Annotated in this window: 13 protein-coding genes and 1 tRNA gene; 4 read left to right on the top strand and 10 right to left on the bottom strand. The window is 68.2% G+C overall.

Features of this window, described 5'->3' with window-relative positions:
* The first annotated feature begins 128 nt into the window (after window positions 1-128).
* Entirely contained in the window at window positions 129-383 is a 255-nt protein-coding gene (locus ACOCEP_RS19045) for a hypothetical protein (RefSeq protein WP_482339761.1), read from the top strand.
* A gap of 45 nt (window positions 384-428) precedes the next feature.
* The gene (locus tag ACOCEP_RS19040) at window positions 429-1,223 is read left to right on the top strand and encodes an LmeA family phospholipid-binding protein (RefSeq protein ID WP_482338908.1); all 795 of its coding nucleotides are present in this window, start codon (window positions 429-431) and stop codon (window positions 1,221-1,223) included.
* A 49-nt stretch (window positions 1,224-1,272) separates the two neighbouring features.
* Here ACOCEP_RS19040 and ACOCEP_RS19035 read toward each other — a convergent pair whose 3' ends face one another.
* The 7 genes from ACOCEP_RS19035 to ACOCEP_RS19005 all read right to left on the bottom strand — a co-directional run bounded on the left by ACOCEP_RS19035 (window position 1,273) and on the right by ACOCEP_RS19005 (window position 10,276).
* Window positions 1,273-2,478, bottom strand: coding sequence for a peptidase inhibitor family I36 protein (locus ACOCEP_RS19035; protein WP_482338906.1), 1,206 nt, complete (start codon window positions 2,476-2,478; stop codon window positions 1,273-1,275).
* A 130-nt stretch (window positions 2,479-2,608) separates the two neighbouring features.
* A complete protein-coding gene (locus tag ACOCEP_RS19030) occupies window positions 2,609-3,205 on the bottom strand; it encodes a hypothetical protein (RefSeq protein ID WP_482338905.1) in 597 nt (198 codons plus the stop codon).
* Window positions 3,202-4,824 carry a substrate-binding domain-containing protein gene (locus ACOCEP_RS19025; RefSeq protein WP_482338903.1) on the bottom strand — a complete coding sequence of 541 codons (1,623 nt, stop codon included), beginning with the start codon at window positions 4,822-4,824 and terminating at the stop codon, window positions 3,202-3,204. Before ACOCEP_RS19025 ends, ACOCEP_RS19030 begins: the two co-directional genes overlap by 4 nt.
* Window positions 4,821-5,975 carry a toxic anion resistance protein gene (locus ACOCEP_RS19020; RefSeq protein WP_482338901.1) on the bottom strand — a complete coding sequence of 385 codons (1,155 nt, stop codon included), beginning with the start codon at window positions 5,973-5,975 and terminating at the stop codon, window positions 4,821-4,823. The genes ACOCEP_RS19025 and ACOCEP_RS19020 overlap by 4 nt, the downstream gene beginning before the upstream one ends.
* Window positions 5,975-7,063 carry a hypothetical protein gene (locus tag ACOCEP_RS19015; protein WP_482338899.1) on the bottom strand — a complete coding sequence of 363 codons (1,089 nt, stop codon included), beginning with the start codon at window positions 7,061-7,063 and terminating at the stop codon, window positions 5,975-5,977. Before ACOCEP_RS19015 ends, ACOCEP_RS19020 begins: the two co-directional genes overlap by 1 nt.
* A gap of 139 nt (window positions 7,064-7,202) precedes the next feature.
* The gene (locus ACOCEP_RS19010) at window positions 7,203-8,624 is read right to left on the bottom strand and encodes an ATP-binding protein (RefSeq protein ID WP_482338898.1); all 1,422 of its coding nucleotides are present in this window, start codon (window positions 8,622-8,624) and stop codon (window positions 7,203-7,205) included.
* The gene (locus ACOCEP_RS19005) at window positions 8,621-10,276 is read right to left on the bottom strand and encodes an NAD(P)/FAD-dependent oxidoreductase (RefSeq protein WP_482338896.1); all 1,656 of its coding nucleotides are present in this window, start codon (window positions 10,274-10,276) and stop codon (window positions 8,621-8,623) included. The genes ACOCEP_RS19010 and ACOCEP_RS19005 overlap by 4 nt, the downstream gene beginning before the upstream one ends.
* A gap of 25 nt (window positions 10,277-10,301) precedes the next feature.
* Between ACOCEP_RS19005 and ACOCEP_RS19000 the strand changes: the two genes are divergently transcribed.
* Complete coding sequence (locus ACOCEP_RS19000) at window positions 10,302-11,018, top strand: hypothetical protein (protein WP_482338894.1); 717 nt, start codon at window positions 10,302-10,304, stop codon at window positions 11,016-11,018.
* On the opposite strand, the gene ACOCEP_RS18995 is transcribed toward ACOCEP_RS19000, so the two are convergent.
* The gene (locus ACOCEP_RS18995; RefSeq protein ID WP_038518076.1) at window positions 11,005-11,559 is read right to left on the bottom strand and encodes an HdeD family acid-resistance protein; all 555 of its coding nucleotides are present in this window, start codon (window positions 11,557-11,559) and stop codon (window positions 11,005-11,007) included. The two genes, ACOCEP_RS19000 and ACOCEP_RS18995, sit on opposite strands and share 14 nt — an antisense overlap.
* Before the next feature lie 201 nt (window positions 11,560-11,760).
* Window positions 11,761-13,914: an RICIN domain-containing protein gene (locus tag ACOCEP_RS18990; protein WP_482338892.1), complete on the bottom strand. Its 2,154-nt coding sequence runs from the start codon at window positions 13,912-13,914 to the stop codon at window positions 11,761-11,763.
* Window positions 13,915-14,183: 269 nt separating this feature from the next.
* On the opposite strand from ACOCEP_RS18990, the gene ACOCEP_RS18985 reads away from it, so the two are divergent.
* A tRNA-Ala gene (locus ACOCEP_RS18985) sits at window positions 14,184-14,256 on the top strand.
* Window positions 14,257-14,759: 503 nt separating this feature from the next.
* Here ACOCEP_RS18985 and ACOCEP_RS18980 read toward each other — a convergent pair.
* Entirely contained in the window at window positions 14,760-16,277 is a 1,518-nt protein-coding gene (locus ACOCEP_RS18980; protein ID WP_482338890.1) for a NaeI family type II restriction endonuclease, read from the bottom strand.
* Window positions 16,278-16,400: the final 123 nt, after the last annotated feature.

The following is a 16,400-nucleotide window of genomic DNA, read 5'->3' as shown; positions in this document are numbered from 1 at the left end:
TGCCTCCAAGCAGTGGGCGAGGTACGGCCGATCGGCGCAACTTGGCCGCTGAAGCGTTTGCCGGACCGGATCCCGGGAACTTTTCCGGTATGTCCAGATGGCGAACCACCAGCAGGAGCAACACGGCCGTGCGGGTCATCACCGGCATCGGCGCGCTGTTCGCATTCATCGAGTTGCTGTACATGGTGATGGTGCTCGCGGGAGCCAACGCGGGCAACGGATTCTTCATCTTCATCCAGGCGCTGGCCAAACCGCTGGCGTTGTTCTGGCCGGGGCTCTTCCCGGTGAGTGACCCGAATCTCGCGGTCATCCTCGACTACGGTCTGGCCGCGGCGTTCTGGGTGATCCTGGCGGGTGTGATCGCCCGTATCGCGGCCCGCTGACCCCCTGCGGCGGCGATCGGCGTCCCGTTCGGCGACACTGGACGGATGAGCGACGGCAGATGGTTCGACCTGAACCCGCTTCCCGAGCTGTTCGGCCTGGCCGCCGCCGGGCGGGCGCTGCTGCCCAGCGTGCCCGTGACCCCGGCCGCGATCCTGAAGACCGTCACCGAACAGCTGGTCGGGCGCCGGCTGACGGCGAAGGTGGACGGGCACGACGTCGGGCTCACCCTGACGGGGCTCGACTACCAGGCCGACAGCCTCAGCCTGGCGGCGACCGGCAAGGTCGGCGACGTCCGCATCGTCGTCGAGGACGTCGACTGGCCGGAGACGCCGCTCGAACGCATCACCGTACTGGCGTCAAACGTCCGGCTCCGCTCACTTCCGTCCCCGGCCGCCATCCCCGAGCAGGTGAAGATGGCGATCCGGGTGGCACCGGAAGTCCTCCAGGCACGGGTCGCCGAAGTCCGGCCGGGCATCATCGTGACCCCCGGCGACGACGGGCATTTCCACGTCCGCTGGGAAAAGCGGCCTCGCTGGGGACATCTCGCCCTTGAGTCCACTGTGGAGGACGACGCGGTCGTCCTCCGGCCGATGGCCGTCCACATCGGACGCCGCCGGTTCGGCCCGCCGTCCCGCCTCAAGCCGATCGTCCTGCCGCTTCCCGAGCTCCCGCAAGGGATCCGGCTCACCGCGGTCGAGGCGCACGACGGTCACCTCGTCCTGCACACGGTGGCGGAGGAATGGCCGGAGAAGCTGTCCACCATCCCGCTCGGTGACCTGGTGAGCTGGGTGACGACGGCGGTGACCACGCTGACCCTGCCGGGACTCGGCGGCCGGTGACCCGGTGATGACCCCCGCCGCCGCGGGGGCCATCACCGGGGTCGGTGGATCAGCTGTGCAGCCGCCCTTGCGCGACGGGCAACGCGGGCGCGGCCGGCGTCGCCGCTGAAGTCGCTGAAGTCGTGGCAGTCGCGGCAGTCGCTGAAGTTTCTGCCTGCGTCCGCACGAGCCCGGTCGAGTTCCCGCACGCCTTCTTCGTCTCGGCCGAGGTCATCTTCTTGCCGACGGTCCTGGTCTGGCCGACGACACCGGGCGCCGGGCCTTCACCGCTGAAGTTCCAGACGTACCACTGGTGGTGTCCCCACTTGCGCTTGTCGTACCACATGTCGTAGGAGCCGCTGGACACCTTCATCACCGGCGAGCGGTCCAGGCCCGCCCAGTAACCCGGGTTGACCTCGATCCGGGTCTCGACGTTCTCGCTGGTCTCCCAGCCCCATTCCTGGCCCCACGTGCGCTTGTAGGCGACGGTCCACTGGACGAGGAACTCGAAGCCCGCGCTCACGCTGAGCTCGTTCGACACCGTGTTCTTCCCGCTGCGCGTGTCCCGCTTGCCGACCACCTGGGTGATCTTGTTGGCGCTGCAGTTGAACACCGTGTCCACGCGTCGCCAGTCGCCGTAGAAGTCCTGGCCGCGCTGGTCGACGTGCGCGTTGCAGGTCTTGGTGGCGCGGCCGCAGTCCCGGAGCAGTTCCGCGCGGGAGGGTCCTCGTTTGTACAGCACCGAGCTGCCGCGGTCGTTCATGTTCGACCCGTAGTTGGCGCTGTCGTTGGCGTACCAATCCTGGATGTCGCCCTGCCGGTAGGCGTCGGCGTACATCGTGATGTGGCAGTTGTTGAAGGTCTGGAAGGAGGAGATCTTGTCGTTCCAGTCGTTGCCGAGGTAGTCGAGGTACTGGACGGTCCCCTCGACGCACGGCGACCCGTGGATGGCGAGGCTCGCGCCCCCGAAGTTGCCGTGTTCGTAGAGCACGCTGATCACCGTGGCGGCCGCGCCGACCTTGCCGGTCTCTTCGATCCGCGCGGCCATCCGGCCGTTCTCGGCGGTGCCGGGGATCGCCGCCGCCTCCGGCACACCGGTCACCTTGCCGTCCGACGCCGCGGCGATGGACTCGCCGAAGCTGTCGTAGCACCGGATCGCACCACCGGCCGCGTCGGCGACGCAGTGCTCGCGTTTCTCGGCGCTCGCCGGGGTACCACCGGCGAGGCACACCATCACAGCGGCCAGGACGGCCGCCCCGAGTCTGTACTTGTGCACGTCTGAACTCCCTGGGGAAAACGGAAACCGACCACGACCGGATCGGCTTCACGAGTCCACCACGGGAAATCCGCTCAGCCCATGCAGAACGACCGGCAGACCTGTTCTCGCTTGCCGATGATCGGGACCCTCAAGCCGATTCGCCGCGCTCGCGCAGATATCGCGTGTGGTCGGCCTGCTGATGGACGTCCCCGGCGTAGAACCGCTCCGCGATTCGGTGCGCTTCGGTCTCCAGCAGCTCCAGTTGGGTGAGGAGTTCCTCGGACGCGCTCGGCTCGCCGCCGGCGCGGCGTTTGGCGGCGAACCACCACGGCAGATTCAAGTACGTCTCCACCGACAGCGGCAGATCGGTGCGCGCCAGCCGGGTGACGGCGTGCTGGACATCCGGGTTGGCCGCCCACCGCTCCGGCCTCGAAAGCAGATCTTCGAGCACCTCGGCGATCCGCCGCACACCGTCCACAGAGGACTCCGGCATCCGCTGCGCCCGCGCGGTCACCTTGCCCACCAGCGAATCGAGATCGGCGCGCAGCTGCCCGGCCTCGGCGATGGTGTCCACCGAGACCAGCCGGACCCGCTCGGGCGGCGCGAGCAGGGCGAACACCGCGTACAGCCCCGCGACGACGAGCGGCCACAATCCGCCGACGACACCGGTCAGGTACAGCGCGAGCCCGATCAGCCCGCCGACGCAGCCGGCGAGATTCTTCGTGGAGCCGAGGTACCGGATCACTGGTACCCGCGGATTTCCTGGAACACCTTGGGCAGCACGTCGCCTCGCGCGTCGAACACGTTGCCGCCGGTGCGTTTCGCGACCTCGCCGAGTTCGGCGGAGTCGCCTTCGCCGAAGATCACGGTGAACACCGGGATCTGCCGCATCGCCTCCGGCAACGACGGGAACCTCAGCTGGAAATCGGAGAACTTCGAGCCGTTCGCGTTCTGCCCGTCGGTCATCAGCACGATCGAGGTGAACCGATCCGGGTCGCGCGCGACCAAAGGTCCCATGATGTCGTACGCGCGTTGGAGGCTGTCGTAGATCGCCGTGCCGCCGTTCGCGTCGAGGCCCTCGGCGAACCGCTTGATCTTGTCCAACGCGGGTTGTGGATCGCCTTCCGGGACGGTGAACGTCTCCGGACTGCCGGGCACGGTGTCGAACGGCAGCATCGTGACCTCTTCCCGGCTGCGGAACCGGCGGTACCGGCCGGTCAGCGAACCGTCGGCGCCGGTCAGCCCGATCAGCGCGGTGCGCAGCGACTCGATCCGGTCGCCCGCCATGGAACCGGAGGTGTCGAGCACGTAGAGCGTCCGCGACGGCCGCCGGATCTTGTCGAAGTAGGCGCCCAGCAACGCGTCGACCGCCTGCTGCGTCGCGGGGAACGGCAGTTCGACGAGATCCTTTTGCGCGAACTGCTGTCCCAGCCGCACACCCGGGACGGCGGGGCGACGCTGCGTGGTCTCCATGATCTTGCGCTGGGTGTCCGGCGTCCGCAGCCGCTCGGCGAGCTTGCGGTGCGCGTCCCGCGCGTCGGAATTCGCGCTCTGTACCAAAGTCAGCGGATAGTCCGCGGTCACGACACCGTCGGAGGGATACACCAGCGTCAGCGGCTCGGGGAGTTTCCCGCTCGCGTTCATCGACAGCAGGACGGATTCGTAGTTGATCAGGCCGTCGACCTTCTTGCCGGGATCCTCGCCGGTCGCGCGTCGTTGGTAGGCCTCGGAAAGCCAGCCCGACGACCCCGCCGACATCGCCTGCGCGCTGAAGAACTCGGTCAGTTTCGGGGTGACGGAAGCGATCTGCTGCGCGTCGACCGCGTTGCCCGCCCCCGCGAGCGCCGACGCCACCCCGACCAGTGCCGAGAATCCGGAGTTCGACGCCGACGGATCGGTCATTCCGTAGGTGAACGCCTTCTTCCCGGCCTGCTCGGCGATCTCGCCCCAGCCCACCGGCCTGCCGGTCCAGCCGAGCCGCTGCGCCGACGACGCGGACAGCCCGAGCACCACCGGCGAGCTCATGATCTTCACCTGCTCGCCGAGCCGTTTCGCGGCCTCGGGAACGGCCGCCGGATAGCGGTTCGACGAGAACCAGACGGCGTCGTACTGGCCGTCCGCCTTGCCGTTCGCCAGCGACTCGGTGCCTTCCAGCGTGCCGGTGAACTGGAACTTGACCTTGACGCCCGTCGCCGCCGCCTCCTGCTCCAGCAGCGGCCGCAGGTCGGCCAGTTCGCTGCCCGCGAGCACCCGCAAGGTGCCGGCTTCGGCCTCCCCCAGCCCCGTCCCGCCTTCGCTCGAATCGCAGGAAACCAGTGACAGCGCGCAGATCGCCGCCACCGTGAGCCCAGCCCAGCGTTTCACGATGCCCCCTCGGCCGCCGCCGTCTCGTGAGACCGGCGCAGATGGTCTTCGGCCCGCCGGATCTCCCCGGACAGCGCCTCCACGGTCGCCGCCATCGTCGAGACGGCCCCCGCCTTGAACTCGTCGATCGCGTCGATGCTCCGGTAGATCCGCTCGAACGACTCGCGGATCGTCGCCACCGCCACCGCCGGATCGCTGCCCGCGCGCTGGATCTCGGCGCTGCGCAGTTCCAGCATTTCCGCGTTGGACCTGATCAGCCCGTCGGTGGTCGCATGCACGGCCTGGATCTCGTCGAGGACGTCGCGCTGCCCGGCGAGCGCCCCGCTCACCAGCAGCGCGACCCGCAACGCCGCGACCGTGGTCGACACCGCCCGTTCGATCCCGCGGATCAGCTCGTCGTTGTTGCGCCGCACCAGATCCAGTGCCAGGTAGCCCTGGGCGCTCACCGCGAGCTGGGTCAGCAAGTCCTGGTGCCGTTGCCGGATCGGATGCAGCGCGTCGGCCCGCAGCGACTTGGCCCGCGCGGGGTCGGTGAAGTCGAAGATCCCGGCCTGGCGTTCGACGGCCGTGTCGACGGCTTCGGCGAACGCGGCCGCTTCCGAGAGCTTGCCGAGCGTCGCCCACAACCGTTCTCGTTCGCCCTTGAGCGCGGCGTTGTCCCGCCGCAGGACGTCCTGCCGTGCCCGCAGCTCCAGTACCAGCGCGTTGACCGGCTCGTTGGCCGCGCGGTAGCGGTCCAGCGCCTTCTTCGCGCTGCCCGCGACCGGGATCAGCCCCATCAGTTTGCGGCCGGTGATCGGCAGTTTCGCCGGGTCGATCTCCGCGACGGTCCGGCGGAGCCCGGCCAGGCTGACCGTCGCCTGCTGTTGCGGTGACCCGATTTCCGCCAAGGCCCGCGCCGACCGATCCAGGAGCGCGCCCGCGACGGTCGCCGCCGCCCGCATGTCGGACTCGCCGACCGCGAGCAGTTCGTCCAGGACGCGGGTGAACTCCGGGGACCGGACGTCGAACGCTTCGAGGCGCCGGGCGAAATCCTCCGCGCGTTTCGCGACCTCGGCGTGGACCTCCGGCGCGAGGGTGACCAGGCCGGCGGCCCGCTCGGCCGGGATCGCCTCCACCGGCTCGGGTGGAGTGAGCGTGAAATCGTCCATCAGTACTGCTTCTTCACTGCGTCGAGCAGCCGCTCCAGCGTTTCGTACGACGGCGGCTCGACGGCGTCCACCAGATCCGCGGGCACCGGCGCCTTGGCCGCGGCGACGACGTCGGCGAACAGCCGCGGGTCCCCGGTGCGGAAGCCGAAGGTGGCGGCGAGTTTCCCCAGTTCCGGGTCGGTCGCCAGCAGCCTGCCCACCTGGTCGCCGTTCGGTTTCAGCGGGACCAGCGTGTGCTTCGAGTACACCGTCGGCGCCGTGTAGAGCAGGCGCATGTCCGGCCGGATCGAACCGTCGGCGCGCACCAGCCTGTCGACGAACTGCGACTCGTAGATCAACGCCATCGGCGTCTTGCCCATACCCGCGGCGAGGTAGTCCTCGAAGGGGCCTTCGGTGCTGTTCTGCGTGTAGCCCTGGTCGATGAACAGCTTCGACACCGGGGGCAGCACCTTCGCCTCGGCCTCCGGCGTGCTGACGACGTTGTTGCCGTTGGCGACGAAGGAGACGATCGACAGGTACATCGCCGCCGAGTTCGATTCACGCGGGTCCGTGGTCGTGACCAGCACGTTCTTGCGGGCCGGGAACGCGGTGTTGCCGGGAAGCTGGTCCCAGCGCGTTCCCTTCTGCGCGAGTTCGAGGTACTTCGCGATGTCGAGCACCTGGTAGTCACCGGCGCCCTTGCGCACGATCCCGTTGGCGCTCAGGAGGTTCACGATCGGTTCGAAGGTCGCGACCGCCATCGGCGACTGGAACGGCGTGTGCACGCCGGTCACCTGGTGATCGCGCTGGATCCGCTGCGCGGCGGGCGACGAGGACGGGAACGCGAACTCGTACTTCCCGAGGTCCATACTCGCGATCTGCCGCGAACCGGCGGTGTCGGCCTCGATCTTCAGCCCGTGCTTGGCGAACGCGTCCGCCACCCGCTTGTCGGAGAAGAACGCCAGCTTCTCCGATCCGATGACGCCACGCACCGTGGTGAGATCCGCACCCTGCGCGGTGTTCTCGTCATCGCCGCGGCCCCAGACGATCACGGCGACCACGGCCAGCAGCAGCACCACTGCCAGGCCGATCGACAGACGGCGTTTCACCGGCCCACCCCCTCGTTCACGGGCTCGATCTTTCAGCCCGTTCGACTCTTTTGACGCGCGGGCGAGCCATTTCGAAGTGAACGATCGATGAACGGAAGAAGTCGTTGGTTTCTGGCGAAACGTTGGGGCAGAAGGAAAATCAGATCACGGACTGCTCCGAGACCGGAAGGTGCACGGTGAAGCGGGTGTCACCGGGCGCCGAATCGACCCGCAGATCGCCCTGATGCCGTTCGACGACGATGCGCCAGGAGATGTCCAGGCCGAGCCCGGTCCCCTGCCCCACCGGTTTCGTGGTGAAGAACGGCTCGAAGATCCGCTGCCGCACCTCCGCCGGAATACCGGGCCCGGTGTCGCCGATCTCGACGTGCACGTGATCGTCCACTCTGGACGTTCGCAGGGTCAGTGTGCCCTCGGCCCCCATGGCGCCGAGGGCGTTGTCGATGATGTTCGTCCACACCTGGTTCAGCTCACCCGCGTACGCCGGGATCCTCGGCACGGCGTGGTCGTACTCCTTCACGATCCGGATTCCCGGCCCGATCTTCCCGGCGAGCATGACGAGGGTGGAGTCGAGTCCTTCGTGGACGTCGATCCACTGGTGCGGCGCGCGGTCCATCTGGGAGTACTGCTTGGCCTTGCCGACCAGCACCGAGATCCGGGTGGTCGAATCCTCGATCTCGCCCATCAGCATCTCGGTCTCGAGCGCGTACGCCAGCCAGCGGACGGCGCCGTCGAGGAAGGTCTCGCCGACCGAGTCGAGCAGCCGGTCCAGATCCGGCACCGTCAGGCCCGCGCGGACGTAGATGTCGGCGAGGTCCCAGCCCTGGTCGATCCCGTGGCCGTCGAACCAGTCACCGATCTCGTCCTCGCGGTCGGCCTGCTGCATCGCGGTCAGCTTCGGGGCCGAGGCGACCTGTTTGACCAGCTGCTCCTGGATGTCGAGCAACTGCTCCAGCAGTGCCGGGTCGACGTTCTTCTTCGCCAGCATCGCGAGCTTGTGCCGCATCCCGGCGACCCGCTCCCGCAACGACGCCGTCGCGCGGACGGCGGCGGCCGCCGGATTGTTGAGCTCATGGGTCAGCCCGGCGGACAGCTCGCCGAGCGCCAGCAGCCGGCGCCGCGAACCGATCACGGTGTCGCTGTTGCGCCAGCCGAGGTACATGCCCTCCAGCAGATGCGTCGCCATCGGGAACCAGCGGCGGAACTCGGTGGCGAACTCGGCCGCGGGCAGGGTCAGGAAGGTGAGGTCGCTGACCGCGTGCACCGACGCGCCGTAGGTGTGTTCGGTCTCCTGGTGCACGAAGAACTGCGTCGCACCGCAGTAGGCGCCGCGCTGATCGGACCGGATCGTCTCGACCTCGGTGCCGCCGACGAGCCGCGTCATCCGCAGCGCGCCCGACAGCAGGAGGTAGAAGCAGGTGGCCGGTTCACCCTCGCGCATGACGGTGGTGCCGCCGGTGTAGTGCTCCAGCACGGCGTGCTCGTCGATCCAGTCGAGCTGTTCCTCGCTGAGGTGCTCGAAGAGGAAGAGCCCGCGCAGTTCTTCCCTGGGCAGAACGCTCATTGCTCCTCCAAATAGCGGTGAACCAGGGTGACCGCCATGGCGCCTTCGCCGACGGCCGACGCGACACGCTTCACCGACGCCGCCCGGACGTCACCCGCGACGAACACGCCCGGGATGGACGACTCCAGGTAGTGCGGGTCGCGATCCAGCGGCCAGCCCGGCGGCGGGCCGCCGTCGGTGAGCAGATCCGGCCCGGTGCGCACGAAACCGTGGTCGTCCCGCTGGATCTCCGTGCCGAGCCAGTCGGTGCGCGGGGCGGCGCCGATGAAGATGAACAGGTGCCCGGTGGGCACGGTCTCGGTCGCGCCGCCGTTCTCGCACAGGGTCAGCCGTTCGAGGTGATCGTCGCCGTGCGCCTCGACCACGGTGGTCCGGGTGCGGACGTGGATGTTCGGTATCCCGGCGATCTGCTCGATCAGGTAGTGCGACATCGACGCTTCGAGCGACTGACCGCGGACGAGGATGGTGACGTCGGCGGCGTGCTTGGAGAAGAACACGGCCGCCTGCCCGGCCGAGTTCGCGCCCCCGACGATGTAGACGTGCTCGCCCTTGCACTCGGGCGCCTCGGTCGCGGCCGAACCGTAGTACACGCCTCGGCCGGCGAGCTCGGCGACGCCGGGGGCCTCCAGCGCCCGGTAGGTGACGCCGCTGGCCAGCACCACGGAATGCGCGGAGATCTCGGTCCCGTCGCCGAACAGGACCACCCGCGCGGAACCGCGAGCCTCCAGGCCGACGACGTCGCGGGCGGTGAGCACCTCGGCGCCGAACTTGAGCGCCTGCCGTCGCGCGCGGTCGGTGAGCTGCGCGCCGGAAACGCCGTCCGGGAAGCCAAGGTAGTTCTCGATGCGGGAGCTTGTGCCCGCCTGCCCGCCGGTCGCCTTGCGCTCGACGATGACGGTGCGCAGGCCCTCCGAAGCGCCGTACACGGCCGCCCCGAGCCCGGCGGGCCCGCCGCCGATCACGATCAGGTCGTAGAAGTCCTGCGCCGGACGCGTGGACAGGCCGACGGCGTCGGCGAGCTCCGGCCCGGACGGCTGGCGCAGCACCGTGCCGTCCGGGGTGACCAGCACCGGGATGTCCTGCGGCGCCGCGTCGGCGGCCTCCAGGATCCGGCGGCCCTCGTCGTCGTCGACGGAGTACCAGCGGTACGGCACGGCGTTGCGCGCCAGGAAGTCGCGCAGGTGGAACGACGGCGAGGAGTACCGGTGGCCGATGAGCTTGAGCTCGTCGACCGGCCGCTCCCCCACCGCGCGCCACGTCTCCACCAGCGCGTCGACGACCGGATAGAGCTTCTCCTCCGGCGGGTCCCACGGCTTGAGGAGGTAGTGGTCGACGTCGACGACGTTGATCGCCTGGATCGCGGCGTCGGTGTCGGCGTAGGCGGTCAGGAGCGCGCGACGCGCGTTCGGGAACAGGTCCATCGCCTTCTCGAGGAAGACGATGCCGTCCATCTGCGGCATCCGGTAGTCGGCGAGGATCGCGGCCACGGCGTCGCCGCGCAGCTTGATCTCGCGCAACGCGTCGAGGGCGTCGGCACCGGAATCGGCCCGGATGATCCGGTAGTCCTTTCCGTACCGTCTGCGCAGGTCGCGGGCGACCGAACGGGATACGGCGGGATCGTCGTCGACGGTCAACAGGATCGGCTGGCTCACCGGATCAGCCTATTACGTTGGGAGCGTGCTGACCGAAGCCGAAGAAGTGATCCACGCCCGTGCCGCTCTGGCGTGCGAGGCGGCCACGGCGGCGGGGCTGCCCGGCCGTTTCGAAGCCTGGCGCGAGGACGGTCTGCTCGTCGTCCTGGCCACTGCGCCGGAGCTGCGGTTCCTGCGCACGATCACCGGCGCCGACCTGCCCGGCGCCATCCGGCTGGCGAAAGCGTCGTGCTGGGACGGCGACCCGCCGACGCTGGTGATGCCGCCGGGCTTGATCCCCCACGGCATCGGTCTCGTGCCCGCCGGTGTGCGTCCGATCGCGACTCTCCCGCTCGCCTTCGCGGCGTCGGACGCGGACATCGACGACTCACCCGACCTCGATGTCTTCCTCCGCGTCCTGCTCGATGGATACGAAAGCGACGACGTCGTGACGGCGTTCATGGCCGCCGAACACGCCGACCCGCGAATCAGGCGGTCGCTGCTGATCGAGAACGGGGCGCCGATCTCCGCCGCCGCCCTGAGCGCGCACGGACCCGGCGTCGTTCTCGGCGGGTCCGCCACGCCACGGGAGCATCGCGGCAAAGGTGCGCAGGCGCGGCTGCTCCTGCACGGCCTGGGCGCGGCCACCCGAGAAGGCCGCCGCTTCGCCGTCGCGACCGCGGTGGAGGGTTCGCCGAGCCTGTCGAACCTGCGCCGTGCCGGAGCACGGGTCCATCTCCGGCAAGCTTTCAGGCTTGGGTGAGCTTCCGCAGCCGGAAGGCCAGCACGAGCAGCATCACGCCGTACAGCAAGGCGTAGATCCCGACCAGGAGGGCGATCCCGTACGCGCCGGCGATCGGGTTGAACACGATCACGATGCCCGCGATCAGGGAAAGCGCGCCCGCCGCGATGAGGAACGCCTCGCCCTCGATCTGCTTGCGCAGCCGGATCGCCGCGACGATCTCGACGATGCCGGTGAAGATCGCCCAGAAGCCGACCAGCAGCGCCAGCACGAGCACCGTGATCCCCGGCCAGATCAGGACCAGGACACCGGCGATGATCCCGAACGCGCCAAGCACTCCGTACGCGGCGCGATGGGCGGCGTCGCCCGGCCGGAAGGCCTGCATGATGCCGCCGATGCCGTCGAAAATGGCGTAGATACCGTAGAGGATCGCGAGCGCGAGGACGGTCGTTCCCGGCCAGATCAGCGCGAGAATGCCGAACAGGATGGCGAAAACCCCGCGTACGGCGGCGAGCGGCCAGGCCAGGCGGGGTTCGACGACGGTGAGACCGACGAGAGGCATGTGCCGAGTATCGGAGCGCCCGCGCGGGAGCGCGCGGCACGCCACCCGTTGGGGTGAGGCCGGTGCGCGCCCTTCCGGCAGGTGTCGCGAAAGCCACTTTCGGGACATCGGACGTCCTGAAAGTGGCTTTCGCGACACCTGCCGCTCCGCGGGTGGGGCCGGTGCGCGCCGCGACCGCCATCGCGGCGCGCACCGGGGTCATCAGGGATAGGCGACCAGGTTGGCCACGGTCGATCCCGAGTTCGCCGGTCCGCCGCGGTCGTTGATCACCCGGGCGATGGTCCCGTTCCCGCCGAGGGAGACGGCGACCATGCTGCGGAACCGGACGTTCGGATTGCTCGGGACTTCGATCGCACGATCGGCCACCACGCTCGGATTCACGTTGAAGTAGCAGTAACTTCCGAGCCCGTAGGCCTCGTGGTTCGTCACCGAGTTCGCCACCTTGTAGGCCGCGTAACCCCGCGTCGAACCGTTCATCCAGGCGGCCTGATTCGGTGGGTCGTAAGGCATTTCGTTCTGATAGAAGTACGTCCGGCCACGCTCGCCGTTCCAGATCGTCTGGTATTTCTGGTAATGCTCGACGAACAGGCCGTACATCGTGATGTCGTCACCGTTGACGATCAGGCCGGTGTCGGCGGTGTTGGTGTTCCACCCGACCCCACTGCCGTGGTCGGCGCGCCAGATCCAGAGGTGGTCGCCGATGACGTCGTCGCTGTTGACCACCAGGCTGTTCGTGGCCTTGCCGACGCCCGCCCCGCCCACGCGGAAGAACACGTCGTGCAGCGAAGTCGGGTTGGCCGCGTGGTCCTGCGCCGAGTTCGCCGGGCCGACCTCCATGAGCGTGGTCGAATTCGTGGTGCCCGCGTCGATCAGCACACCGGCGATCTTGACGCCGTCGACGTCGGCCACCGTCATCGCGGTGATGCCGTTGTCCGGGATCAGCGTCGCCAGGCCGAGGCCGAGCACGACCGTGTCGGGCCGGGTGACGCGCAACGTCTCGTTGAGGTGGTAGACGCCCGGCGTGATCAGGAGGTCCTTGCCTTCGGCGAGGGCCGCGTTGATCTGCGACGCCGTCGTGCCGGGCTTCGCGACGAAGAACCGGCTGATCGGCAGCGAGGACCCCGGCTGGCTTGCGCCCCACGTGACGCCGGAGGCGTTGGTGCGCTTGGCAGGCACGAAGACCTGGTACGCGCCCGCGGCGTCGACGTAGAGGAACGGCTTCTCCCGCACGACCGGCGTCGTGTTCACCGTGGTGTACGGCGGATTCGGGAAACTGGTCGCCGGCGCGCCGCCGACGCCCGCGAACACCATGTTCCAGTTGGAGCCGCTCCAGCTCCCGAACTGCGAGTTACGCGAGATCCACTGCTGCTGCGAACCGGACCGGACCTGGCCGTCGACCTTCACGTCGGACATCCAGCCGCCGCTGGACCAGCCGCCGTCGTCGAGCTGCAGGTTGCCGCGGACATGCATGCGGCGATACGGCGCGGCCTGCGAAACGGCCCACCGATCGGTGCCACCGGCCGGGTTGACGGACAGATTTTCCGCGCCCCGCCAGAAGTTCTGCGTCGCGTTGCCCTGGAACCAATCGGCCTCCGCGTGCACCGCGCCGTTGATCGTCACGTTGTCGGGCGAAAGGCCGAGCCCGAGCACCTGTGTGTAGAACCCGACGTTCACGTCGACGTTGTACGAACCGGGCTTGAACAGCAACGCCTTCCGGTTCGAGCCGAACTGGCTGGTCTCCTGCTGCGAGAACACGCTGTTCACCTGGGACTGGATCGCGGCCTGCGCCATTCCAGGGTCGAAGACGAGCACGTTCGGCCCGAGATCGGGGTTCGCGGCGCCGGACACCGGGGTGAGCCGGAAGGACTGGGCGCCGGTGCCGTTGCAGGCGTACTGCTGGAGCTGGGTGCTGTCCTGGGTCGACAGACCGGGGATGTCCAGGCACTTGCCACTGTTGCGGCTCACGAAGTGATACGCCCCACCCGATTCCTCGACCGGCTGCCACTGCTGGTTGGTCCCGCCGCCGTAGGCCCACAGGTGGATCAGCCCACCGTCGGCCGTCGACACGTCGGCGACGTCCCACACCTGAGTGGGGTTGTTGCGCGTGTTGACCCGGTAGTAGCCGCCCGACGTGGGCTGGAACTGCCACTGCTGGGAAAAGGTCTGGTTGCAGGCGTACTGCTGGACGACCGTGCCGTTCGCCGTCCCGGCGGCACGCGCGTCCACACACTTCCCGCTGCTGGTCGACACCGTGTACCAGGTATCGGGGACGATGGCCGCCTGCGCCGCCGGAGCCACCACCAACAGGGCTCCGACCAGGGAAAACAGGGCTATCAGGGCTGCTCTGGCCCTCATCAGGATCTCCTCCGCGTCATTCGGGCAGGGCGAGCTGAGGCGGAGCCCAGTGGAGACGCGGCGTAGCGGGCGGGGACCTCGGCGTCACGATGCTCGAAAACGTAACCGCGGTCACACGCGGAGTCAATACACGTCTAAAAATAAGGTGCAAAGATGCTGGTCAGCGCGATTTGCGGCCGTCAGGGGTGCATAGAGTGACCCCCGCGAGAACGGCACTGGAGGGCGGTGTAATGTATGGACACACGAGATGCGGAGAACAAATCCGCTCCGGGGCTATGGCGCAGCTGGTAGCGCACCTCACTGGCAGTGAGGGGGTCAGGGGTTCGAGTCCCCTTAGCTCCACAGTACGAAAACCCTCCCGATTCAGCGGAACTTCCGCAGGTCAGGGAGGGTTTTCTCGTTTGCCGGCGGATCTTCGGTGATCACGTGAAGATCCTCGGCGGATCGATTCAGGAACCCCTGCTGGAGGATTTCTGGAGGATCGATCTTGCTGCTCTGCCTGCTCGATGATCAGCAGCAGGCGCCAGGCCGAGGGCACGTGGGGCTCGCGGTGAAGCGAGGCAGGGGAACGTCTCAGCTACTCCGATTTTCACCGCTGCTTTCCCACCACCGTGGCGCGGTGGGGGTCAATGAGCGTTCGGGCAGATCTGGCCGGCTGTGGCGCATTCGGTCGGCCAACAGCCATGCGTGCTTTGCGCCAACGGCGCTCGAGATTCGAACCGCGCAACATAGTACGACTGACGTCGGACAGAGAATAGTCGCAGTTCAAGCAACACACTCCGCGAAGGCATGATCAGGCCGCAGCAGACTCCGCTCAGGATCGTGGCCGCCCGTGAGTTGTCGACCTACAAGACCGGCCCGGCTGTGACCGGGTCGTGAGGATCCGCCAGCCTCCAGCGACGTCCATCCGCCTCGAAGAACGCACGGTCGTCATCCTGTTCGAAAGGCACGACGCGTGCGCTCACCCATTGCCCTTTGACTTCCGGGACGGGAAGCCCGAGAGCCCCCGCGACCGCCTGATTTCGTGGAGAGCCGTTGAGCACGACGATCCCTTCGTCCACCAAGCGTCGTTTGGCGTCGCGGAGGCGCTTCACGCTGTCCCGTTGGAGAGCGACGGTGTCGACCACGGTGTGACTGATCCGTTTGCCCTGTACCCGCCGCAGGAGTTCATCGATTCTCGCTTGCCCCGAAACCGGGGCGAAGATCGCCACGACATCCGATTGCGGCAACCGGGCGAGCACGTTCTCCGGCAGGGCGGCATCCCGCTGCAGCCAGCGGACTTCCTCCAGGCCGCCTTTGCTGAGCGGCGCCTTCCTGTCTCTCTGCACGTTTCCGAGCAACATGTTCTGCCTGGGCCGCACGAGGCCGGCACTCCAGACGGATGTCCGATCATCCGCGGTGATGAGAAGGCAGATCCCGTCGACCGCTTCCTGGGGAATGAGCCAGCCGCTCGGCCGCACCGAGTAGCGTACGGCGAACTCGACGCCGTCGAGTTCGAATTCGGCGACGTCGCCGGATCCCAGCCCGAACTCCTTGCCGACGCTCAAGGCGACGAGTGTTCCTGTGGCTCCTTTCTCGGCCTTCGACAGCTGCGTCCATTGAAAACGGCCCGTGTGACCGCCATCGAGCTGCTGGTCGAGGACCCGGCGCAGGCAGGCGGCCATTCTGCGTCCGTCGGGATCCATCGTCCGGAACTTCGCTTCCAGGGCGTCGAGCGCGGGATCAGAAAGCGAGCCATCAGAGTTCGTTGGTTGGGCCGGTCGTGGAGGGCCGGCTTCGTCGCGTTGCGCGGTGACCTGTGGGATCTCCCGGTCAAGCACCTTCGTGTCGGTCGAACCGGCCGGAGGCGGCGGCGCCGTGTCGAGAAGGCCCAATACCGAAGTCAAGCTGGCGAAAGCCCGGAACGCGCTCTTCTCCGCCTCAACCCGGAGCTTACGTTCCTCGATCAGTTCCTGCTGGACGTTGAGCAGCCGCAATCGGACCCTGCCGAGCTCGGCGGCGACGATTGCGAGCCGGTCCGACGGCTCCTCGGGCCGGACCGGCGTCGGATCCGCGGCCGCCTTCCGCATCAGCCGCGACGCCGTGGTCCGGATCGCTTCCTGATCGTTCGCCGGCGTGCAGAGCTCGATGACCGCCTCGATCAGTGCGCGCTGGTTGCCCAGGCCCTCACCGTTGAGCCTTCGCTGGACCGTGGCGTGTGCGGGTGCGCCGGCCGGGAAATGCCTCTCCTCGAAGGCCGCGCAGAGTCCGCGGACTGACATTCCGGCCCGCCGGAGCTGCTCCTGCAGCAGCTGCGCCAGTGTGTTGATCTCCTGGGAATCGCCACGGCACCGGCCCCGCGGCCGTCCCTGACGTGCGGCCATCGCCTCGTTTGTCTCGCAACAAGTTGAGTTGTCTCAGAGAGAAGTTTACCCAGCAGGCCGGTCGCGGGCAGAGTCGGCGTCATACGGCGAGTCCGCCGAACCCGTCCTCACCTCATCCAGGAG

Source organism: Amycolatopsis sp. CA-211722, assembly GCF_056828465.1.
The sequence above is the reverse complement of the archived record's forward strand: the minus strand, read 5'-3'. Positions and strand labels throughout refer to the sequence as shown.

What these genes read in the sequence shown, in the direction of transcription:
- ACOCEP_RS19020 (WP_482338901.1), bottom strand. Translation starts at nt 5,975, where the DNA reads ATGGACGATTTCACGCTCACTCCACCCGAGCCGGTGGAGGCGATCCCG.
- ACOCEP_RS19010 (WP_482338898.1), bottom strand. Translation starts at nt 8,624, where the DNA reads ATGAGCGTTCTGCCCAGGGAAGAACTGCGCGGGCTCTTCCTCTTCGAG.
- ACOCEP_RS19040 (WP_482338908.1), top strand. Translation starts at nt 429, where the DNA reads ATGAGCGACGGCAGATGGTTCGACCTGAACCCGCTTCCCGAGCTGTTC.
- ACOCEP_RS18995 (WP_038518076.1), bottom strand. Translation starts at nt 11,559, where the DNA reads ATGCCTCTCGTCGGTCTCACCGTCGTCGAACCCCGCCTGGCCTGGCCG.
- ACOCEP_RS18990 (WP_482338892.1), bottom strand. Translation starts at nt 13,914, where the DNA reads ATGAGGGCCAGAGCAGCCCTGATAGCCCTGTTTTCCCTGGTCGGAGCC.
- ACOCEP_RS18980 (WP_482338890.1), bottom strand. Translation starts at nt 16,277, where the DNA reads ATGGCCGCACGTCAGGGACGGCCGCGGGGCCGGTGCCGTGGCGATTCC.